Below are 22,783 nucleotides of genomic sequence, written 5' to 3'. Positions count from 1 at the left end.
CAGGGGACGGACGTGAACGGGGGACGGAGGAGCGTTCGCGTTCTCGAAAACCATCCGAGATCGAAGGCGTTTCGTGATAAGGTGAACCCGTTGGGTTCCTAAGAGAGGCGATGGGCTTTTGACAGCTGAGGGCTTGGACAACTTCGCATATGAGCCGGCGCGTTCGCACGAGTCTATGGCTGCGCGGCGTCATTACTGGGCCGTAGCTATCGGATTGCAGCGCGTTGACGGCCTGGAGGTTTCCCCTTATGTGCAGAAGATGGCGGCCGACTACGTGAACGGTGGGCGCACTTTAGAGGAAACGGGGCAGCTCGTGCGTGTGTATCACGGTGATACCGCCCGCAACGATGCCCATGCCGACACGCGTGAGGCCGACCTGGTGGCTCAGCGCATTGCCGAGCTTTTGGCGGCGGCGCCTTTCTATCTTGTGCCGGAGATGCTGGTAAAAGTGCATCGCTATCTGTTTCAAGACCTCGATGTTAAGGTGTACCACCCTGGTGAGTTCAAGTCCGAGCGCATGGTGAAGCAGGAGGATATCCTGAATGGCGACAGCGTGCTGTATGCCGATCCGCTGGCTTACGACATGGCACTCAAAGGAGCCTTTACCACAGAGCAAGGAAAGCTCTATACTTCCTTAGAGGGCGACGAGCTTGCTGACTTCTGTCACTTCCTAGCGTTTCTCTGGCAGATTCATCCCTTCTTTGAGGGAAATACTCGCACAGTAGCGGTGTTCTCGGAACTCTACCTTAATCACCTGGGGTTCAACGTGTCAAACGAGCCCTTCGCAAGCAACGCCCGCTATTTTCGCGACGCCCTTGTGCGCGCTATGTACCGCAATGTGGCAGCCGGCATTTTTCCCGATGAATCGTTTCTGGTGGCCTTCTACGAGAACGCGCTGGGACGCGCGAATAAGCGTCTCAACCGCGAAGATTTGATCTGCACGGCTCTTTTTGAGAATCCGAGTCTCATTCGCAACATCAACCCATCTAAGGCCCTCAATAAACAATCGGTCCGCCCTAGCTAAGTGTGAGGCACGGAAGTTCTGCCGTCATGCATACTTATGGTAGCGTGCATGTGGCATTTGAGAAAGAGTCAGAGTGGGCGTTTTCCTTTTGTCGCTTTGCGCGCGGGTGCGTGGAAAGCGGTGGTCTGTGTTAGACTCTTCTGTTACAGCAATGGTTTCACGTGTGAGAAAGGTGGGGGACCGTGCTAAAGGCGATCATTGTTGATGACGAGGCTCCTGCGCGCTCTGAGCTGCGCTTCCTGCTTGACGAGGTGGGACAAGTTGAGGTGGTTGCCGAGGCTGCGAATGTCCGCGACGCCATCGAGAAGCTAAAAGAGTATCCGTGCGACGTCATGTTCCTCGATGTGAACATGCCCGAGGCCACTGGTTTGCAGCTGGCCGACGCCCTCATGCGCCTGAAGTTTCCCCCGGCGGTCGTGTTTGTTACGGCGTACAGCGAATTTGCGCTGGACGCTTTCAAGGTAAACGCGATCGACTATCTGGTGAAGCCGGTGGAAACCGACCGACTGGCCCAAGCGATCTCTCGCGTACGCGAGCATGTGGCGCTGCATCTGAAGAGCCAGAAATCGGAGCGCATTCCCGTTGAGAAAGCGGGCAAGAAGATTCTCATCAGCATCGACAAGATTCGCTTTGTCATGGCGCGCGACGATTACGCCTATCTGCAAACCGATACCGATCGGTTCTTCTCCACGGTCAGCTTAGCCCAACTGGAAAAGCGTCTCGACGGACACGGGTTCTTCCGCGTGCACCGCGGCTATCTGGTGAACCTTTCCATGGTCGAAGAGGTCGAGCCGGTGTCGGGTGGCACGCTGCTGCTTACACTGAATGGCGTTGACGAGCAGATTCCGGTGTCGCGCCGCCGCGTGACTGCGCTGAAAAAAGCGTTGGGACTGTAAAGCCGCCTGCGCCGGTGGCAGCGTCGCGCACGAAACGCGCGAGGCGCTGTGTTCGGTTCTCGCAGGGGTAAGCAACGGCAAGCAGCTGTCGTACGCACAGTGATCAGTGATACGTCGGCGGTAAGCCGGCCATCCTGAAGGAAAGAAGACATCATGCAAACCATCGATGCGAGCAAGTTGTACACGTCGGCAAAACAGCTGGTGGAAGATCGTGTTGCGTCGCGCCTGCATGCCAAGGACGCCTCGCTGTACGATTTCTCCGAAGAAGCGTGTTCGTGCGCACGCAATTTCATGGGATGGGCCGATTTGGCAACGAACCCGCCCTGCCCGATCGACCGCATTCAGGCGTTTGCCGATGCCGAGCGGGCACGCGGATTGAAAACCGTGGTGCTCATTGGGCAAGGTGGCTCCACCCAAGCGCCGATGACCATCACGAAGTACAACAAGCCCGATTCGTCGGACGTGGCGTTCAAAACACTCGATTCCGATTCCCCCGTGCGTATACGTGAAATCCTGTCGGAGCTTGATCCGGCCACGTCGCTGTTCATTGTGTCATCGAAAAGCGGCGGCACTATCGAACCGCGCCTGGCCTTGCGCGCCGTGCGCGCTCAGCTTGCCAACCGTATCAGCGACGCCGACCTGGTGAAACGCTTGGTTGCCATTACCGATCCGGGTTCGAAACTCGAACAACTTGCGCATGACGAAGGTTGGCTCGCCGTGTTTTCCGGAGAGCCTACAGTAGGTGGCCGATTCTCGGCGTTGTCGGTGTTTGGGTTGCTGCCAGCCGCCTTGGTCGGCATCGACCTGCAGCGGTTTATGGAATATGCTCGCGCCGCCGAGGCGCGATGCAGCGCCGATGTGGCTGACAACCCCGCTATCGCTCTGGCGGCGTTTTTATACGAAGGGTACGAGGCAGGGCGCAACAAGTTTTCGTTCGTCACACCGCCACGCGGCCGGGTGCTGGGGCTGTGGATTGAACAGTTGGTGGCCGAAAGTGTTGGCAAGGAAGGCAAGGGAATCCTTCCCAGTATCGAGGTTGATCCGCTGCTGCTGGCGTCCGACTCGGGCGATCGCGGTGTTGTCACGTATGAGACGAAAGCTGATCTGCCAGACGAAACACGGGACTTCCGCCGCAGCTTGGAGTGTCTGTCGCCGGACATCCCGCGCATGGATTACCAGATTGATGCAGTTGAGCAGCTCGCCGAGCACTTCATCATGTGGGAGTACGCTGTGGCCATGTGCGGCTACCTGATGCGGGTGTGCCCGTTCGATCAGCCCGACGTGGCATCGGCAAAAGCAGTGGTGCTGGATATCCTGCGCGACGGCCAGCCCGATCCCGATTTCACACAGAGCTTTTACGGCGACGTGCCGCTTGGTCAAATAGAGGTTCGCATGGCACCGTGCTTCGCAGGGCAAGCCGACGTGCGCGGTGCGCTGAAAGCGTTGTTTGACAGCATCAAGCCAGGCGATTTCTTCGCCATCAATGCGTTTTTACCCTTCACGGGCGAAGGTCGTCGTGAAGCGCTTGAGGTCATCCGTCATGGCGTTGCCCGCGCGAAGGGCGTAGTGTCGTGCTTGGAGGTAGGTCCTCGTTACTTGCATTCCACGGGGCAGCTGCAAAAAGGAGGTCCGAACTGCGGTGTGTTCCTCATCTTGTCGGCCGACGAGCCCGATGATATCCCGCTCAGTCAAGAAGCTGACAGCTTGGGAGCCCTTGCGAAGGCGCAGGCGTTAGGCGACATGGCAACGCTGTCCGCGCGCGGCAGGCGTGTAGTGCACCTGCATCTTCCCGACAATGCTGGCGTAACACTGCGTCTGCTGGCAAGCATTGTGGAAGACGTGCTGCAAGAACGATAGGCTGGCTGCGTGGCTGTGGCACACGCGCCGCACGCATGAGAAACCAGATTGGAAGCGAAAGGCGGCTTATGGTCGAAGCGCTCGACATTCAGGTTAAAGGAATCGTACAAGGGGTGGGTTTCCGCCCCTTCGTTTATCGTTTGGCAAAACGATACCTGATCAACGGATGGGTACTGAATGCAGTGGATGGCGTGTTTATCCATGCGGAAGGGGAAGGGAAGCTGCTCGATGAATTCGTGTGTGAATTGCACGAGAACCCACCCGCGGCGGCACACGTTGAGGAAGTGGATCTGAAAGAGGTTCCGCTGCAGGATTTCGAAACGTTCGAGATTCGTTTCTCTGACGAGGCAAAAACGCAGGAGACAACGCTCGTGTCACCCGACCTGGCTACGTGCAACGATTGCGTATCTGAGCTGTTTAACCCTGCCGATCGTCGTTACCGCTATCCGTTTATTAACTGCACAAACTGCGGGCCCCGATTCACTATTATCGACGGTTTGCCGTACGATCGCGAGAAGACGTCGATGGGCGTGTTTCCCATGTGCGGGCCGTGCGCGCACGAATACGCCGACCCATTGAACCGCCGTTTTCATGCGCAGCCCGATGCGTGTTTCGATTGTGGACCGTGTGTTTCGTTTGCGTGGCAGAGTTCGAACTGCGCCGTCATCGAAGGCATGTGCGATGCGACCTGTGGCGACGTTGCGTTGGATGCAGTGTCGGGTGGTATCCCCTTTTCTGAAAGCGACGTCGAACGCGTTTGCGATAGGAGCTGCGCCGACGCCGAACGCGCGTGCGATGGGAACGTTCGCGTTGTTTGGGGGCGTGGTCGCGAGAAGAGCGACGCCATCTTTGCTCGAGCAGCGCGGCTTCTTGCGTCAGGCGGCATTGTGGCGGTAAAGGGGCTTGGAGGCTTTCATCTGGTGTGTGACGCGAACAACGTGCAGGCGGTCGCCCAGCTACGCCAGCGCAAGCGGCGTGAGGGCAAGGCGTTTGCGGTGATGATGCGCGACGTGCAGGCGGTTCGTCAGGTGTGCCAGGTGAGCGCCGAGGAAGCCAAAGTGATGGAAAGTGCGGCGCGACCTATTGTTTTGTTGAAGCGTTTGCCGGACGCTGCGTTTGTGCCGGGGCTTATTGGCGATCTTCCCGAACTGGGCGTGATGCTGCCGTGTACGCCGGTGCAGCATTTGCTGCTGCACGATTTCTGCGAGCAGGTTGCTGCCGGGTGCGCTGGCGGCGCAGCGGGTGCTAAGGCTGTTGGGTATGTCGGCGGTGCTGCTTCGCCAGTGCAAGTTGCGAAAAACCCTCCTATGTTGGTAATGACGTCGGGAAACATTCACGACGAACCCATTGTCATCGACGACACTGATGCCTACGATCGTCTGCTGGGCATCGCTGATGCAGTGTTGGGAAACAATCGTGCCATTCGCACGCGCTTTGACGATTCAGTGGTGCGCGTCATTCGTGCGGGCAGCGCGGGTACGGCTATTCAGATGATTCGCCGTGCTCGCGGTTACGCGCCCGTGCCAATTGTGTGTCCTGTTGACAGCGCGTGTTGTGGCGGTTCATCGGAAGAGACAGGCTTTGCTGACAAACGCATGCCTGATGCTTCCAATTGTGCAGATGTCGCATCCTGCGCCTCGTTAACGCACGTGGAGGGATCTGTTGTGTTCGCTACGGGCCCCGAGCAGAAATGCACGTTCGCGCTGGCTCGTCTGGCGACGCATGGTGAGCGCGAGGCGGAAGCGTTCGTGTCACAGCACATCGGCGACTTAGAACACGTCGAAACCTACGATGCGTGGCTTGCGGCGAAGGCGCGCTTCGAGCAGCTATTCCGCATGGAACCTACGCTGGTGGTGTGCGATTTGCATCCTGAGTACCTGTCGTCAAAGTGGGCAGCCGATCAAGAACCTGGCACACGCATCGTGCGGGTGCAGCACCACCATGCGCACATCGCGTCGGTTGTAGGCGAGCATGGCATTCGCGACGCTGTGTGCGGCATCGCCTTTGACGGTACGGGTTATGGTGCAGACGGGCGCATTTGGGGTGGCGAAGTGCTTGTGGCTAATATGGTCGCCTTCGAGCGTTTCGCGAACTTCGCCTACGTGCCTATGCCGGGCGGTGCTGCGGCCGTGCGCCACCCCTTGCGTATGGCATACGGCGTGTTATGGGCGTTTGACCTGCTTGATCATCCGGGTGCTGCGCGCGCGATCGAGCAGCTGGGCGAGCAAGCGGATGTGTGCGCGCAGATGATCGACGCCGGCATCAATACGCCACTCACCTCGTCGGTGGGTCGCCTATTCGACGCCGCAAGTGCGCTTCTGGGAATTTGTACCGAGCCAACCTACGAAGGAGAACCCGCAATCCTTCTGGAAGCTGCCCTACACGAATACGAACGGGAATGCAACGAATCTCACAGGTCCACACCAGTCAGCGAGGTCGTGCAAGATGGCGCACCTTGCACGACCGCAGCGTCGGCAAGTTCCGTCGGTCGGCAGACCGACGGAACCAGAAACGCCGGAACCATAACCATTGTGAAAAATGTTGCATCATCGAACAGCACGGCACAGGACACCTCGGTGTTGCTGCTCGACCCTGAGCCAGCGTTTCGAGCGCTACTCGATGACGTTGTGGCGGGCGTTCCCGTTGGCGTTATTGCTCAACGGTTCCACGACGCATTTGTGGATGCCATCGTGGATGTGGCGCAGCTTTGCCGCGCGGTGTACGGCATCGAGACGGTGGCGCTAACAGGTGGCGTGTTCATGAATCGCTACGTAGTTGAGCATGCTTTGGAACAACTTGAACAGGCCGGTTTCTCGGTTGCCATCAACCGCGATCTACCGCCTAACGACGGGTGCGTTTCGTTTGGGCAGGCTGTGGTAGCATTGAACGCGAAAGAACACTAAGCACGCACGCATTTTCAAGCGTTGCGCCCGCTTACCGCAAATGAAAGAAGGAACCTCACATGTGCTTGGCAATTCCCGCCCATGTGGTTGAGTTGAAGGCCGACAACCTGGCTACTGTTGACATCATGGGTGTTACCCGTGATATTTCGCTCGATCTAACACCGCAGGCGACCACAGGCGACTACGTGCTCGTTCACGCCGGATTCGCTATCGAGGTGGTGGATGAAACGTTTGCTTTAGACACTCTCGAGCTCATTCGGCAATTCCCTGGCTTAGTCGATGCGGAGGGGCTGTGATGGCGGCATTGCACAAAGCGTCCTCTGACACGTTTCAGGATGAACTCGAGGCGTTCAAAGACCCAGGGTTGGCGAAAGGTCTCATCGAGTCAATCGACAAGTTGGCGCCTGCATGTGGCGCAACCCTTATGGAAGTGTGCGGCACACACACTGTAGCCATTGCTCGAAACGGCATTCGCAACCTTATGCCAAAAGGCACACGCTTGGCCTCAGGCCCGGGTTGTCCGGTATGTGTCACGTCGAACCGCGATATCGACACCGTTATTGCGCTCGCTCGCACGCCGAACGTCACTATCGCCACGTTCGGCGATATGACGCGTGTGCCGGGAAGCACCTCGAGCCTGCTTGCCGAGCAAGCTTCGGGCGCAAACGTGCGTATCGTGTACAGCCCGCTTGACGCGTTGCGTCTCGCTCAAGACGACCCGAGTCGTGAGGTCGTGTTTGTGGGTGTGGGGTTCGAAACTACTACGCCGCTTGTAGCAATGGCTATCAAGCGTGCCGACGCGCTGGGACTTCGCAACTTCAGCGTGTTTGGTGCTCACAAGAACATGCCCGGCGCGTTGGAGGCCATTGTCAACGACCCGCAGCTGCAGGTTGATGCGCTTATCTTGCCAGGGCATGTGAGCACCATCATCGGGGCCGACCCATACCGATTCCTCGCTGAGCGTTACGGCATCCCCGGCGTCATTACAGGGTTTGAGCCGGTCGACGTGCTGCAGGGCATTGCCATGATTATGCGTCAGCTGCACGAGGGGCGCGCCGATATTGAGATAGCTTACGCGCGTGGCGTGCAACCGCAGGGTAACCCAGTGGCGCTCGCTGCCATCGAAGAAGTGTTTGAAACCTGCGAGACCACGTGGCGCGGCTTAGGCTCCATTCCTGGGTCGGGCTACCGCATTCGCAATCGTTACGCGTGCTTCGACGCTGTGCGTAAGTTCGATCCCGCAATCGAGCCAACGCGCGATCCCAAGGGTTGCCGGTGTGGGGATGTGCTGCGCGCTCGCATGGCTCCAAACGAGTGCCCGCTGTTCCGCACGGCGTGTACGCCCGAGAATCCTGTGGGTCCGTGCATGGTCAGCAGCGAGGGTAGTTGCGCCGCTTATTACCGCTACTACTAACCTTTTGTGCCGAACCCTGGAAAACACTCGATTTCTCTTGCATTCGCCTTCAATAATGGTATCTTGCGTCCAGTAGTTTTGAGAGGAATCCGGCTGTGTGCCGGGCGAAGCTAAGACGAGAAGGAGGCCACCATGCCCCGTCCCATTATCGATGCCGATGAGTGCGTAGGTTGCGGTATTTGCGTTGACGCATGTCCGAATGACGTTCTGGAAGTTTCCGGCGGCACTGTTGAGGTCGTGAACGAAGATTCCTGCATCGGTTGCGGCGATTGCGTCGAAGAGTGCCCCATGGGCGCCATCCCCGAAATCCAGGAGGATTAAGGCGAATCACGTTCGCGGCACCGTTGTGTCGTTTGAATCGTTTTGAAAGCGGCTGCGTTTCTGCCACGGGCGGAGCGCAGCCGTTTTTTGTGGCCATATAACGGCAACATTACAAAATTTCAACAAGCTATGATAAAAAACTTGACACTGCATCACTAAGATTTTATAGTGCATTTCGTTGCAACGACAGAACGCACCCGTTGCACGGCCGAACAAGGTAATAAACTTCTTAGGGAAGGACACAATAATGGGCAAGATTCTTGGCATCGACTTGGGCACGACGAACTCCGCCATGGCGGTCATGGAGGGCAGCGAACCCGAAATTCTGGTGAACGCCGAGGGCGATCGCACCACTCCGTCGGTTGAGGGCTTCCGCGCCGACGGCGAGCGTGTGGTTGGCAAGCAGGCAAAAAACCAGGCGGTTACCAACCCCACCAATACGGTGTCGTCAGTGAAGCGTTTCATCGGCCGTTCGTTCAGCGAGACCTCCGAAGAGCAGAAGACCGTCAGCTACAAGGTGAAGTCGGGCAGCGGTGGCCGTGCGGTTGTTGACATCGACGGCAAGGATTACACGCCGGAAGAGATTTCCGCTATGGTTCTGCAGAAGATGAAGAACGATGCCGAGAAGCAACTGGGCACCACCATCACCCAGGCCGTCATCACCGTGCCGGCGTACTTCAACGACGCTCAGCGCCAGGCCACCAAGGATGCTGGTAAGATCGCCGGTCTCGAGGTACTGCGCATCATCAACGAGCCTACGGCAGCGGCACTTGCCTACGGCTTGGACAAGACAAACAAGGACGAGAAGATTCTCGTGTTCGACCTGGGCGGCGGCACGTTCGACGTGTCGGTGCTGGAGCTGGGCGACGGCGTGTTTGAGGTGGCCTCCACTGCTGGCGACAACCACTTGGGTGGTGACGACTGGGATCAGCGCGTCATCGACTGGATGGCTGACAAGTTCAAGGCCGACAAGGGCACCGACCTGCGTCAGGACCCGATGGCGCTGCAGCGTTTGAAGGAAGCCGCCGAGAAGGCGAAGATGGAGCTGTCCGCCACCACGCAGACCACCATCAACCTGCCGTTCATTACCGCCATCGATGGCGTTCCGCAGCACCTTGACTACACGCTTACTCGCGTGGAGTTCGAAAGTATCACGAAGGACCTGCTCGATCGTTGCCGCAAGCCGGTTGAGCGCGCGTTGTCCGATGCGGGCCTGTCTGCGGGCAACATCGATGAAGTTATCCTGGTCGGCGGCTCCACTCGTATGCCTGCCGTGCAGGAGCTGGTGAAGAAGATCACGGGCAAGGCGCCGAACATGTCGGTGAACCCCGACGAAGTTGTGGCCATGGGTGCGGCCGTGCAGGGCGGCGTGCTGTCTGGTGATCTCAAGGACATTCTGCTTCTGGATGTTACCCCGCTGTCGCTGGGTGTTGAAACCATGGGCGGCGTTATGACTCGCATGATCGAGCGCAACACCACCATCCCCACCCGCAAGACCGAAATCTACTCCACTGCTGCCGATAACCAGACCAGCGTTGAAATTCACGTACTGCAAGGCGAGCGTCAGATGGCCAACGACAATAAGACGCTCGGTCGCTTCCAGCTGACCGGCATTCCGGCAGCACGGCGTGGCGTTCCGCAGATCGAAGTGACGTTCGACATCGACGCCAACGGTATCGTGAATGTGTCGGCGAAGGATTTGGGCACCGGCAAGCAGCAGCAGATCACCATTTCGGGCTCCACGGCGCTCAACGACGACGAAGTTGATCGCATGGTGAAGGACGCCGAGGCTCATGCCGAGGAAGACAAGCGCCGCAAGGAAGAGGTTGAGGTGCGCAACAATGCCGACGCATTGGTGAACGCCACCGAGCAGACCCTCTCCGAGCTGGGCGACAAGGTTCCGGCTGACGCGAAGAGCCAGGCTGAGCAAGCGATATCCGAGGCACGCACCGCGCTTGAGGGTACCGACACTGAGGCTATTAAGGCAGCCACTGAGAAGCTGCAGCAGGCTGGCTACAAGCTTGCCGAAGTGGTGTACTCCACCGAGCAGGCAGCTGGCCAGGCACCTGATGCGGGTGCTGCTCAAAACGACGACACCATCGAAGCCGACTACGAAGTAGTCGATGACAAGGAAGGGAAGTAAGCGCCATGACCCAGCAGCCGAACAACTCCACGCGAGACAGTGAGGCAAGGGCTACAGCGCGGCAGATTCCCATTGATGACGTAGAAGAGCCAATGGCGGACGTAGCGTCGCCTGCCACAGAAAACGTCGACCACGGCGGCGACTCGACCTCCTCCTCCGAGGACGCCGCATCTGTCGAGCCGGCCGACCCTTCGGGGTCGGCCGAGGCCGCAGCCGATTGTGATAACGAGCAAGACGAAGTGCACGACGAGGAACAGGGCGAATCGGACGTGGTTCGAGAGGCTGAAGAGGTGCTCGAGCAGGCCGATGCCCAGCAAAGCTCCGACGAACTGATCGCAGCCGCACAGGCTGAAGCGAAGGAGTGGCAGGACAAATTCATGCGACTTCATGCCGAATGGGACACGTACCGTCGTCGCATGAACGAGCAGCGTGAGGTTGAGAAGGCCCGTGCTGCCGAGAAGTTGGTTATGGGACTGATTCCTGTCATTGATGACTTCGAGCGTACCATCGATTTCGCTGCCAACAACGGCGAAGCCGATTTGCTCGATGGTGTGAAAGCTGTGCATGCTAAGTTCGTTGACGTGCTGGTGAAAGATGGTGTGCAGGTGATCGATCCAGCCGGCGAGCCATACGATGCGTTGGAAGCTCAGGCGGTCGCTACTGTTCCCAACACCGATGTACCCGACGAAACGGTGGCCGATGTGTATCAAAAGGGCTACAAGATGGGCGCGAAGGTGCTGCGGCCGGCCATGGTGACGGTCACAACGGGCGGGCCAAAACGGGAAAAGCCCGCTGCGGAAGAGTAACAGCAATGCGAGGCTGTGGAGTGCGGAGCAACGCTCAGTCGCTCGGCAGTCCTCGCTTTGTGGAACAGTCCGCTGGACTGTTCCAGTCGCTGCGGAACTCGCTTAGTGAGCACCATCCCGTGTTCTACTGGCAGTAATTGAATCAACCATTCGATTGGGCGGGCTTTTCTTTGGCCCGCCCTTGTTACAAGGAATAAGAACGATCAGCGAAGGAAACGACAGGGTTTCCGTGATGAGTCAGATTGGCTTGAAGTGCCGAATGCGTGAGCTAAGCGGCCTTGCGGCCGTGTGCGAGCGCATGAGGAACTGAACGCCAAGCTGGCCATCATGGGAAGCCGTCAGGAAGAAAGAGAGGTGGGCGTATGTCGGCTACCCCTGACTATTACAAGACGCTTGGCGTGCCTCGCACCGCCTCAAGCGATGAGATAAAGAAAGCCTTCCGCAAGCTCGCTCGCACGCATCATCCTGATGCGGGTGGTGATGAGGCGAAGTTTAAGGAGATCAACGAAGCCTACGAGGTGCTCTCCGACGAGAAGAAGCGCAAGATCTACGACCAGTACGGTACTGCCGATGCAAATCGCATTCCCCACGGCTGGGGAGCTGCATCAGCTGATGATATGTTCGGAGGTTTCGGTAGTTGGGCAGAGATTCTCGAGAGCATTCGCCGAGGTGAAGGTGCGTTTGGGTCCGATTGGGGCGCAAGCGGTTTCGGCGGATTTGGTGGTTTTGGTGGTGCTCCGCGCGGTCCGCGTCCACGGAAGGGCCAGGACATGAACGTGACGCTCAACGTGACGTTCGATGAAGCGTTTTCTGGTACACAGAAGAGTGTATCGGTGCGCATTCCCGGCAAGACCGAAACGGAAACGCTGTTGGTGAAAGTTCCCGCGGGTGCTGTTGATGGGGGTCGTTTGCGCTTCAAGGGAAAGGGTGCTCCAGGAGAAAACGGTGGAGCTGCAGGCGACTTGCTCATAACCACGAAGATCGCTCCGCATCCGTTCTTCACGCGCGATGGGGCCGACGTGCTGCTCGATGTTCCGGTGAGCGTTGCCGAGGCGGCGTTGGGTGCGAGTGTGGTTGTTCCCACGCCTGGTGGGCCCAAGGTTCGTGTGAAGGTTCCCGCCGGCACCCAGCACGACACGAAACTGACGCTTCGCGGCAAGGGTGCTCCGAAGGTGAAAGGCTCGGGATCGGGCGATTTGAAGCTGACAGTGAAAGTTCGTGTCCCCCAGACACTCAACGACCGGCAAGCTGCGGCGCTACAAGCCTACCTTGATGCATCGGATGACGAGATGAGGGATTGGAATGACTGAGCGCACCGATAGGGATCGCCCGGTATATATGATCAGCGTCGCTGCCGAGCTGGCGGGTGTGCATCCGCAGACGCTGCGCGCGTACGAGCAGAAAGGCCTGGTCACACCACAGCGTACGAGTGGCAACACGCGGCGCTACTCGCAGGCTGATATCGATAGGCTCACGTTAATCAATGAGCTTACCAGCGAGGGAATTAACTTGGCAGGTGTGACGCGTATTCTCGACTTGCAGGGCAGGCTCGATGAGCGCGATCAAGAGCTTGACGACCTGCATAAGCGCGTGCGACGTCTTGCCGACCGTGTGCACGAGCTCGAAACGCGTGAATCGGTAAACGCCTTGGTGAATCCCGGATCAACAGCACTTGCCATCCGCCGCCTTCATTAGAGCGCTTAAAGCACGCTGAACCGACGCTTCCGCTTGTTGCGGGGGCGAGAAGGGAGCATATATGAGACTCGACAAACTATCGATTTCTGCCCAAGAGGCGTTTCAGGCCGCCATGGGCGTAGCAGGTGATGCAAACGCGAGCATCATTGAGCCGATTCATCTGCTGAAGGCGCTGCTTGATGCCGCCGAAAACAATCTGTCGGCCATCATTAAGCGCATCGGTGCCGAGCCGTCGCTTTTGGAAGCCGAGGTAAACGACGAAATTGCCTCGATGCCAAAAGCAAGCGGCACAGGCATGCCCATGGCTATGCCTGGCAACGACTTCATAAAAGTCATCGACAGCTCGGTAAAAATAGCCGAGAAGATGGGCGACAGTTACGCCACCAGTGAGCATTTGCTTATTGCGCTGTCTGAGGGCAAAGACCGCGCAGGTAAGCTGCTCAACCGCAACGGCATCACGCGTAAGACTGTTGAGGAAGCCTACAACAACCTTCGTGGTAGCACGCGTGTTACCGACCAGGCGTCAAAGCCCGAACTCGATGCATTGAACACGTACGGGCAAAACCTAACGCAGGCAGCGCGCGAGGGCAAGCTCGACCCGGTCATCGGTCGTTCCGAGGAAATCCGCCGCACCATTCAAGTGCTCAGTCGTCGCACGAAGAACAATCCGTGCCTCATTGGTGAGCCGGGCACGGGTAAAACCGCCATCGTGGAGGGCTTAGCGCAGCGCATCGTCGCCGGCGATGTTCCTTCCAGCCTGAAGGATCGCGACATCGTGGCGCTCGACTTAGGCTCCATGGTTGCCGGCGCAAAATACCGCGGCGAGTTTGAAGACCGCTTGAAGGCCGTGCTGCGCGAAGTGAAGGAAAGCGCTGGTCAGGTAATTCTGTTCATCGATGAGCTGCACACCATCGTTGGTGCCGGTTCTACAGGTGACAGTTCTATGGATGCGGGCAACATGCTCAAGCCAGCGCTTGCACGCGGCGAGCTGCACGCCATCGGAGCCACCACGCTTGACGAATACCGCAAGTACATTGAGAAAGACGCCGCACTCGAGCGCCGCTTCCAAACGGTGTTGGTGGGAGAGCCATCGGTGGAGGACACCATTGCCATTCTGCGTGGGTTGAAGGAAAAGTATGAAATTCATCACGGCGTGCGCATCACCGACGGCGCTATTGTGGCGGCTGCTGAGCTCTCAAACCGCTATATTTCCGACCGATTCCTTCCTGATAAGGCAATTGATCTGATGGATGAGGCTGCCAGCCGCTTGCGCATCGAGATTGACAGTATGCCGGAAGAGGTGGACGCTGCTGAGCGCAAGCTCACGCAAATGCAAATCGAAGAGCAGGCGCTCATGAAGGAGACTGACGGGGTGTCCGCCGAGCGTTTGGATGCGCTGCGCCGCGATATCGCCACCGCCCGCGAAGACTTAGACAAGCGCAAGGCCGAATGGCAGAACGAAAAAGATGTCATCGAAAATGTGCAGACCTTGAAAGCCGAGCTTGACGACGCGCAGATGGAAGAGGAACGCGCCACGCGCGAGGGCGACCTGTCGCGCGCTTCCGAGCTGCGTTATGCTCGTATTCCCGCGCTGCAGCAGCAGCTGTGTGAAGCCGAGGATGCGCTGAACGCGAAGCAGCAAGACGGTGCTATCCTGCGCGAAGAAGTGACCGATGACGAAATCGCCGAGGTTGTTTCCGCATGGACGGGTATTCCCGTGTCGAAGATGATGCAGGGAGAAATGGCGAAGCTCGTCGACTTGGAAGACAAGCTGCGCGAGCGCGTTATCGGCCAAGACGAAGCTGTGGCTGCGGTGGCCGGCGCCATCCGGCGCAACCGCGCGGGGCTTTCCGACCCCAACCGTCCTATTGGCAGCTTCCTGTTCTTAGGCCCCACGGGTGTGGGCAAAACCGAGCTTGCCAAGGCGCTCGCCGAGTACCTGTTCGACAGCGAGCGGGCCATGGTGCGTATCGACATGTCGGAATACATGGAGAAATTCAGCGTGCAACGCCTGATCGGCGCGCCTCCGGGATACGTTGGCTACGATGAAGGCGGCCAGCTGACCGAGGCCGTGCGCCGCAAGCCGTATTCGGTGGTGTTGCTCGACGAGATAGAGAAGGCACATCCCGACGTGTTCAACGTGCTGCTGCAGGTGCTCGATGACGGCCGTTTGACCGACGGACAAGGCCGAGTGGTCAGCTTCAAAAACGCCATCATCATCATGACCAGCAACGTTGCTTCACAGACAATTCGCGAGTACTCCGGCCAAGGTGGTAAGGAAACCATGGGCAAGGCCATGGAAGACATGCTTGCAGGTGATGTGGAAACGGGTGCGAAGCGGCTCGCCGAGCTGAGCATGAAGGTGAACGACGCGCTGCGTTCGACGTTTAGGCCTGAGTTCTTGAACCGTATCGACGACATTGTCACGTTCAATGCGCTGGGCATCGTCAGCATCGAGCCCATTGTCGACTTGCAGCTCAACGAGGTGCGCCGCCGCCTGGCCGATCGTCGCATTACGCTTGATGTGACGCCTGCCGCCATGGAACATTTGGCCATCGACGGGTTTGATCCGGCCTACGGTGCCCGTCCGTTGAAGCGACTCATCCAGAAAGAAGTGGTTGACCGCATTGCCGAGAAAGTGGTTCGCGGGCAACTGCATGACGGCAGCCACGTGCTCATTGGCATCAACGCCGACGGCGATTACGAATGCAAAGTGGAAGGGCCGCTGTCTATGGACTGGGGTGCCCTTGAGGGCATGCTGGAATAATGCTGGAATAGAGAAGCGACGCTGCGTTTCCTTGCGCGAAGCCTGCGCGAGGTTCATGCAAACCTACGCGAGACCCATGCGTGGCCTACGTGAACCAACGTAAGGCCCTACGAAAACCTACGATACAATGCGGTGTCCGGCCGAACCGGGCGCCGCATCGGTCTCTCATCTCAGCACGCGACGGGTAGATGTACTAGAATACCTGCATGGTTAAAAGGAAACGCGACATACGGCAGTTCATATACGATGTGCTGGGGGGCATGGGCGTGATCGTGCTCGCGCTGTCTTGCTTCATCGTGTTTCTATGGGTATGTATCATCGTCGTCAGGCTGGTGATGGGATGATTCAGCTCGCTAATCGTTCCGTCTGCCAGCCGGCGCTTCCTCGTGCGATACAGCATGCGTCGCGCGCGTGTTCGCGCCGTTGCCCGCTGTTGCTGAATGGCTTGCGCTGCGCAGCGTTGTTGCTGCTTATCGTTGCATGCATTGCCGTGCTTGCGTTTGGCAGTACTCCCGCGTTTGCCGACGAACCCGCTTCGCAGCAAGATATTGACGAAGGCAATGCGGTGAACGTGCAGCAGCGGCCGGACAGCTCGTTTATCTACGACACGTCAATCGACGATTTGGCTGCGGCCGATACCTATTACGACGGGCAAACCGTGCAGGTGACAGGCGAAGCTGTGGGCGACAACATTCGCGCTAATCCGTTGGGCGACAAGCGATGGATAACGCTCGAGTCGGAGGGCGGCACGGGGTATGTGTCCGTGTATATGACAGAAGAGCAGGCGAAAAACATCGACACGTTCGGCGAGTATGGGGCTGTGGGAACGACGTTGCAAGTTCGAGGGACGTATCATCTGGCGTGCCGCGATCATCAAGGCCTGTCCGATCTGCATGCCGAGGTCGTGTCGGTGGTGTATCCGGGTTCGACCGAGCCCGACAAACGCGACATGTGGGCGTTCGCTCCAGGTGCCGCGCTGACAGCAATCGGTCTTATCTTGGCAGTGACGTATTACGTTCTGCGAGAGCGGCAGCGATAGATGGGCGCAGAACTGTTTGACAACGAGCGCACAAAAGCATCGGCGGCTTTGGCGGCTTCGCTCGTGCGCGGGCAGGTGATCAAGCTCGATCGCGGGTATCCGCTGGTGAGGGTGCTGGAAGAGAACGCGGCTGTATTAGATGAGCCAGGTGCATCAGATGTACCTTGTGTGTCAGCTTCACCAACTGCATCAACTGCGCCAACAGCACCATCTTCGCCAGCGCGACTTGTTCGCTGCGAACACGCGACAGCGTTAGTGAAAGGTGCTCGTCAGCGCGCGACTATTGGCGATTTCGTCGAGGTTGACGTACCCGACGGGCACGATAAAGGCATCATCGTGCGCATATTGCCGCGCACCCGCGCCTTCGTGCGGAAAGACCCTACCGAGCGCTCGCTTCCCCAAGTGTTAGCGGCGAACTTCGACGTGGTTATTGTGGCGCAGCCGCTTGCCAATGTGAACGTGCGGCGCATGGAGCGCGAACTGGTGCTGGCGCACGAAACCGGCGCGCGTGTAGCGGTGGTTCTAACCAAGGCCGATCTTGCCGAGAGTGAAGGGCAGGTAGAGCGCGTACGGCGTGAAGTTGCCGATCTCGTGGGCCCCGACGTGACCGTTGCGGTGGTGTCGTCTGATGATGCGGCCAGCGTTTGTGCTGTGCGCGAAATGATTCCCGAAAACGTGACCGCAGTGTTGTTGGGAAAAAGTGGCGTGGGTAAATCGAGCTTGGTGAACATGCTGGTAGGAAGCGATGTTCAAGCAACTGCCACCGTGCGCGAAGGCGACGGTAAGGGTCGGCACACCACGGTGAGCCGCGACATGGTGACACTTCCCGGCGGCGGGTTCGTTGTGGATATGCCGGGCGTGCGCGGCTTGGGGCTGTGGAATGCCGACGAAGGCATTGGCGCGGCGTTCTCCGACATTGAACGGCTGGCCGAACAGTGCCGCTTTCGCGATTGCAAACACGAAAACGAGCCGGGGTGTGCTGTGCGCGCAGCGGTTGAGGCGGGCACGTTGTCCGAAAACAGGTTTGCATCGTATCAGGCACTTCGCCGAGAAACAGCCGATCAGGCGGCACGTCAGGAAGAGGCGCGACGCCGTCGCCACGAAAAGCAGACATTCGGCAACCAAGGCCGCGGCAAAAGGAAATGCGCCCGCTCATCCAACATGTGACAGAATGACCATCCAAATGCAGGGAAGTCGACCGCTCGACCGGTCTATCCTTATTCGTTAAAGCTGTTTAACGGCATAGGAGGTACGATATAATTTCGAGCGTAAAGCCATAACCCGAGGATGGTGACAATGAAACGCGGTACAGAGGCTTGCAGCGACAAGGGAGTATTCCGCAAAGGCTCAGTGCGGCTGTCCGATCGTTCGGGTCGCAAGCGACTGCCCATCGGCGTGAGTGACTTTCCGAAGGCGATACGCAACTTCACGTACATCGACAAGTCGATGCTCATTGCCGACATCCTGGATGGCGACTCGGACGTGATGCTTTACTGCCGCCCACGTCGCTTCGGGAAGTCGCTGAACCTCAGCATGATTCAGCGCTTTCTGGAAATTCCATCCCCCAACGATCCGGCGGCCGCCGACACAGCCGACCTTTTCGAAGGTCTGGCCATTTGGGAAGCCGAAGATGGTCGTTATCGCGAACAGCACAACGCCTACCCGGTAGTTCGACTCTCCTTCAACAACACCAAGGGCCTCACCTGGAAAGAAACTTTCGGGGCCATTGTCCAGAACATCGTTGCCGAATGCGGTCGCCATCGGTATCTTCTTAATTCCACCATGCTCTCCTCGGATGAGAAAGATGCATTCCGGCGTCTTGTTGGAGGTTCCGCCTCGGATGTAGAGCTTGCCGCATCGCTGACAACGCTCGTAGACCTCTTGCACCGACACCATGTCGCGCCGACCGTGGTGCTGGTCGATGAGTACGACGCCCCCGTACTGGCCGGCTACACGCACGGCTATTATACCGAGGTAGTAGGGTTTCTGAAGCGGTGGCTTACCGGTGCCTTGAAGGACAACCCGTCTCTTGCGTTCGGCGTTCTCACCGGCGTTCAACGTATTTCGAAAGAGTCGATATTTTCGGATCTCAACAACCTGACGGTAAACACATCGCTTTCTGTCGCGTCCGACGAGCGCTATGGCTTCACCCAACAAGAGGTGGAGCTTCTGGCCGACTACCTGGGTGTCTCGGACGGTCTCGATGTTGCATGCGAGTGGTACGACGGCTACCGGTTCGGCTCTATCGACGCCTACAACCCCTGGAGCGTTCTCAACTATTTCTCAAGCCAGTGCGTTCCTGATTTATACTGGGGAAACACCTCGGGGAACGGTGTGCTTGGCGACCTGGTTGCCAGCGCCGAGGGCGCCACGTTGCAGAAGCTATATGCACTCATGGAGCCCGACGGCGTCATAGACGAGCCTTTAGACACTGGAGTCATCTTCCCCGACGTGGGTGTCCGTCCCGATGCGCTGTGGTCGATGCTCTACTTGGCGGGCTATCTTACCACCGACGACACGTCGCGTCCCAATAGCCCCGATCAAGTGCGCCCCCTGCGCATTCCGAACAAGGAAGTGGCTCAACTGTACCGAAGTGAAATTGTCAGCCGCTTCACCGGATTAGCTGGCAGTCGCGATCGTCTTGTCGAGCTGCACAACGCCATCGTTACCGGGAACGCAGCTACCCTCATCGCTGATCTGGAGCGCATTCTCTCAGAAAACGCCAGCTACCACGACCTCACGCACGAGCAGGCGTATCACACCCTTCTGCTTGGCTTGCTGTTCGGCATGCGAAACTATCGCGACCCCTTTTCCAATCGCGAAGCGGGCCTCGGGCGCTTCGATATTCGCCTCGAGCCCGAGAATCCAGCGCAACATCCCCTCGTGACCATCGAGCTCAAACGAACCTCCTTCAGCAGCAATGAACCTAGTTGCTTGGAGGAGTTAGCTCGGGAGGCCCTCGATCAGATCACAGAGAAGTCCTATGAAAGCGGCGCCCAACGAGGAGCCGCCGGTACTATTCGATGGGGAATCGCCTTCTCTGGCAAGCACGTCGCCGCCCTGTGTGAGAGATAGCGCTTTCGCCGCAAACAACCTTGGCAGACCGTTACGTGGGACAGCGATTATGGTGGTGTACACGTATAATGGATTTCAGATTCATTCACCTTAATTTACGGATAGAAGCATCGCATGGGAAAGACCACCAATAAGCAGGCAATACGACGCCTTTGCGAAGCAGTATAAGAACCTGGATGAGAGTGCCGAAGAGCAGCGCAGTCTAAACGTGCTTATCGTGCGGCTGGTGTTTTTGCTGTACGCAGAAGACGCAGGGCTGTTCAACGGGCACCAGGCATTCTACAAGTACATGAAGGGTTTCAACGCCGAACAATCCCGCGTTGCTTTGCTGGATCTGTTCACGGTGCTTGATACGCCGGAAGACAAGCGCGATCCTTACGCATCCGAAAAGCTGCTAGAGTTCCCGTATGTAAACGGCTCGCTTTTTGCTGATGAGACAATCATTGTGCCGCAATTTACCGAAGACCTTCGAGTCGAATTGCTGCTGAATGCATCGTGTGGATTCAACTGGAAAGACATTAGCCCCACTATCTTCGGGGCGGTGTTCGAGAGTACCTTAAACCCCGAGACGCGTCGTGCGGGAGGTATGCACTACACATTCATCGAGAATATTCACAAGGTGATAGACCCGCTGTTCTTAGATGACCTCAAGGCGGAACTCGCTGAAATTGAGGGTGAGAAGGTCGAGCGTAAGCGCATGTTCGCATTGCGCGCGTTCCAGCAGAAACTGGCGTCCCTGAACATCTTCGACCCCGCATGCGGAAGCGGCAACTTCCTTACCGAGAGCTACATTCAGTTGCGCCGTTTGGAAAACCGCGTGCTGGAGAGCATCCAGGGCGATCAGGTGGCCATGGGCTTCGACGGCGAGGCTGACCCCGTGAAGGTGTCCATCAGGCAGTTTTACGGCATCGAGATCAACGACTTCGCCGTGAGCGTAGCGAAAACCGCCCTCTGGATCGCCGAAAGCCAGATGCTCACCGAGACGCAGGATATCGTGAGCCGCTACATCGATTACTTTCCACTGACCACCAACGCCTACATCGTGGAAGGCAACGCCCTGCGCATGGACTGGAACGACGTACTTCCAGCGGAGAAGTGTAGTTACATCATCGGGAATCCGCCATTCTACGGGGCATCAATGTGCTCAGGCGATCAAAAGCAAGAAATAGTCGATTTGTACGGAAAGATAAAGCTGTCTAATTCGCTGGACTATGTGTCGGGGTGGTATTACAAAGCAGCCGAGATGATGGTTCGTAACGAGACAATCAGTGCTGCGTTCGTGTCGACAAATTCTATCTGCCAGGGAGAACAGGTATTCCCCATTTGGAACACTTTGATAGAGCGTTTTGGGATCTATATTGACTTCGCCTGGACAACGTTCATCTGGGACAGCGAGGCAACGAGCAAAGCCCATGTTCATTGCGTGATCATCGGATTCTCTGTTAGCGAAACCCGCTTAAAAGAAAAGCGCTTGTTTGACCCGACCACTGGACAGTCGATTATTTGCGAAAACGTTTCTCCGTACTTACGCAATGCTCCGACCGTTCTTGTAGCCTCTTCTGCAAAGCCAATCGAATCGGGTCACCCAGTCATGAAGAACGGATCGAAGCCAACAGATGGGGGTTGGTATCTTTTCACGCCTGATGAGATGAAAGAATTCATTATGCGTGAACCCGCTAGCGAAGCATTCTTCCGCCCGTGGGTCGGCTCCGAGGAATTCATCAAGGGCAAAGAGCGTTGGTGTCTGTATCTCGGCGATGTGAAGCCTTCGGAAATCGAAGGGATGCCCTGTGTTCGAGAACGCGTTGACGCCGTCCGCAAGGTTCGGCTGGGGGAAGGGCCCAATAGCAAAGGAAAGATGGCCTCCAAGAAACCACCGGCTCCTACCATAAAATCCGCGGAAACGCCCATGAGATTCTTCTGCGACAACGTGCAAGATGAACCCTATCTGATTATTCCGGCTGTTTCTTCAGAAAGGCGTAGATATATACCGATTGGCTTTATGGAGCCAAGGGTGATAGCCTCCAACCTGGTTGCAACTGCCGAACATGCCTCGCTCTATGACTTCGGCGTGCTTACAAGCCAGTTCCATAATGCATGGATGCGGGCAGTTGCCGGCAGGTTGAAGAGCGACTATCGTTATACGCCGGGTCTGGTGTACAACACGTACGTTTGGCCAGCAACGGCACCCGAACAGAAGCCAGTCATCGAACAGGCAGCCCAAGCCGTCCTCGATGCCCGCGCGGCGCATCCAGGCTGGTCGCTCGCGCAGCTCTACGACCCGGACAAGATGCCAGCCGATCTGCTCAAAGCACACAAAACCCTCGACGCAGCAGTCGAAGCAGCCTACGGCGTAGACTTCGAAGGTGACGAAGAGAAGATAGTCGCACATCTATTCAAGTTGTACGCAGAAGCTACGGCAACGTCGAAGTGAATTTAATTTAATATAGCTAACACAGGGAAACTTTCTCCACGTATGCCTTGTCTGCCCGTGGAGCTGGTGCGCGAGTGGGGAGGGAACGCAGCGTTTTATATGTCCTCATCGCGGTGTCCCGGCTGAGCTTTGATGTGTCCCCTTTGAGGAACGCATAGAAGTTCCCCTTGTTCAGTTCTGCGATCCTACACGCCTCGGCGCGGCTTACGCCCTTCTGCTCGAGCAGCATTACAAGGGAAGCAGCGACGTTTTGCAGCGTTTGCTGATCAGTTTGTCTCCGCGCGCTTTCGGCGCGCCACGCGACAAGCGGGCGCTTGTACCTGCTTCTTTCGGGCAGCGTCTCAAGGAAGAGCTCCAACGCAAGGCCCGACTGATGAAAACGGGTCGTTATCTCCTGATACGCGTCGAG

The 22,783-nt window shown here is 57.6% G+C and carries 18 protein-coding genes; 17 read left to right on the top strand and 1 reads right to left on the bottom strand.

All coding sequences use genetic code 11. The annotated features are described in order from the left end of the window. Nucleotides 1-118: 118 nt before the first annotated feature. From G7Y43_RS06920 to G7Y43_RS10675, 17 genes are all read left to right on the top strand, one after another. Entirely contained in the window at nt 119-1,024 is a 906-nt protein-coding gene (locus G7Y43_RS06920) for a Fic family protein (protein ID WP_165045427.1), read from the top strand. A 182-nt stretch (nt 1,025-1,206) separates the two neighbouring features. Further along, nucleotides 1,207-1,920: a LytTR family DNA-binding domain-containing protein gene (locus G7Y43_RS06915; protein ID WP_165045425.1), complete on the top strand. Its 714-nt coding sequence runs from the start codon at nt 1,207-1,209 to the stop codon at nt 1,918-1,920. A 153-nt stretch (nt 1,921-2,073) separates the two neighbouring features. After that, a complete protein-coding gene (locus G7Y43_RS06910) occupies nt 2,074-3,777 on the top strand; it encodes a glucose-6-phosphate isomerase (protein WP_165045424.1) in 1,704 nt (567 codons plus the stop codon). 68 nt (nt 3,778-3,845) lie between these two features. After that, entirely contained in the window at nt 3,846-6,680 is a 2,835-nt protein-coding gene (locus G7Y43_RS06905; RefSeq protein ID WP_165045422.1) for a carbamoyltransferase HypF, read from the top strand. A 59-nt stretch (nt 6,681-6,739) separates the two neighbouring features. Next, nucleotides 6,740-6,976, top strand: coding sequence for a HypC/HybG/HupF family hydrogenase formation chaperone (locus G7Y43_RS06900; protein WP_165045420.1), 237 nt, complete (start codon nt 6,740-6,742; stop codon nt 6,974-6,976). Beyond that, nucleotides 6,976-8,094: a hydrogenase formation protein HypD gene (hypD, locus tag G7Y43_RS06895; protein WP_165045418.1), complete on the top strand. Its 1,119-nt coding sequence runs from the start codon at nt 6,976-6,978 to the stop codon at nt 8,092-8,094. Before G7Y43_RS06900 ends, hypD begins: the two co-directional genes overlap by 1 nt. A gap of 132 nt (nt 8,095-8,226) precedes the next feature. Continuing rightward, nucleotides 8,227-8,415 (top strand): 4Fe-4S binding protein, encoded by a 189-nt coding sequence (locus G7Y43_RS06890; RefSeq protein ID WP_165045416.1) that lies wholly within the window; start codon nt 8,227-8,229, stop codon nt 8,413-8,415. A 247-nt stretch (nt 8,416-8,662) separates the two neighbouring features. Further along, nucleotides 8,663-10,558 carry a molecular chaperone DnaK gene (gene dnaK, locus G7Y43_RS06885; protein ID WP_165045414.1) on the top strand — a complete coding sequence of 632 codons (1,896 nt, stop codon included), beginning with the start codon at nt 8,663-8,665 and terminating at the stop codon, nt 10,556-10,558. Nucleotides 10,559-10,563: 5 nt separating this feature from the next. Beyond that, on the top strand, nt 10,564-11,364 hold the full coding sequence (locus G7Y43_RS06880) for a nucleotide exchange factor GrpE (RefSeq protein WP_165045412.1): 801 nt from the start codon (nt 10,564-10,566) through the stop codon (nt 11,362-11,364). 362 nt (nt 11,365-11,726) lie between these two features. After that, nucleotides 11,727-12,674, top strand: a complete 948-nt coding sequence (locus G7Y43_RS06875; protein ID WP_165045410.1) for a DnaJ C-terminal domain-containing protein — start codon at nt 11,727-11,729, stop codon at nt 12,672-12,674. Then, complete coding sequence (locus G7Y43_RS06870; RefSeq protein ID WP_165045408.1) at nt 12,667-13,059, top strand: heat shock protein transcriptional repressor HspR; 393 nt, start codon at nt 12,667-12,669, stop codon at nt 13,057-13,059. Before G7Y43_RS06875 ends, G7Y43_RS06870 begins: the two co-directional genes overlap by 8 nt. 61 nt (nt 13,060-13,120) lie before the next feature. Beyond that, entirely contained in the window at nt 13,121-15,826 is a 2,706-nt protein-coding gene (gene clpB / locus G7Y43_RS06865; protein WP_165045406.1) for an ATP-dependent chaperone ClpB, read from the top strand. A gap of 206 nt (nt 15,827-16,032) precedes the next feature. After that, complete coding sequence (locus G7Y43_RS06860) at nt 16,033-16,170, top strand: hypothetical protein (protein WP_165045404.1); 138 nt, start codon at nt 16,033-16,035, stop codon at nt 16,168-16,170. After that, a complete protein-coding gene (locus tag G7Y43_RS06855) occupies nt 16,167-16,865 on the top strand; it encodes a hydrolase (protein WP_165045402.1) in 699 nt (232 codons plus the stop codon). Before G7Y43_RS06860 ends, G7Y43_RS06855 begins: the two co-directional genes overlap by 4 nt. Continuing rightward, nucleotides 16,866-18,032, top strand: coding sequence for a ribosome small subunit-dependent GTPase A (gene rsgA / locus G7Y43_RS06850; protein WP_165045400.1), 1,167 nt, complete (start codon nt 16,866-16,868; stop codon nt 18,030-18,032). It begins immediately after the preceding gene. Between the two features lie 129 nt (nt 18,033-18,161). Next, on the top strand, nt 18,162-19,940 hold the full coding sequence (locus G7Y43_RS06845; protein WP_165045398.1) for an AAA family ATPase: 1,779 nt from the start codon (nt 18,162-18,164) through the stop codon (nt 19,938-19,940). A gap of 208 nt (nt 19,941-20,148) precedes the next feature. Beyond that, a complete protein-coding gene (locus G7Y43_RS10675; protein ID WP_165045396.1) occupies nt 20,149-22,374 on the top strand; it encodes a class I SAM-dependent DNA methyltransferase in 2,226 nt (741 codons plus the stop codon). 16 nt (nt 22,375-22,390) lie between these two features. On the opposite strand, the gene G7Y43_RS06835 is transcribed toward G7Y43_RS10675, so the two are convergent. Continuing rightward, nucleotides 22,391-22,783: hypothetical protein (locus tag G7Y43_RS06835; RefSeq protein WP_165045394.1), on the bottom strand; the 393-nt coding region annotated here is incomplete at its 5' end.

Origin of the sequence: Adlercreutzia sp. ZJ138 (assembly GCF_011038935.1) — a bacterium.
GTDB lineage: Bacteria > Actinomycetota > Coriobacteriia > Coriobacteriales > Eggerthellaceae > ZJ141.
The sequence above is the reverse complement of the archived record's forward strand: the minus strand, read 5'-3'. Positions and strand labels throughout refer to the sequence as shown.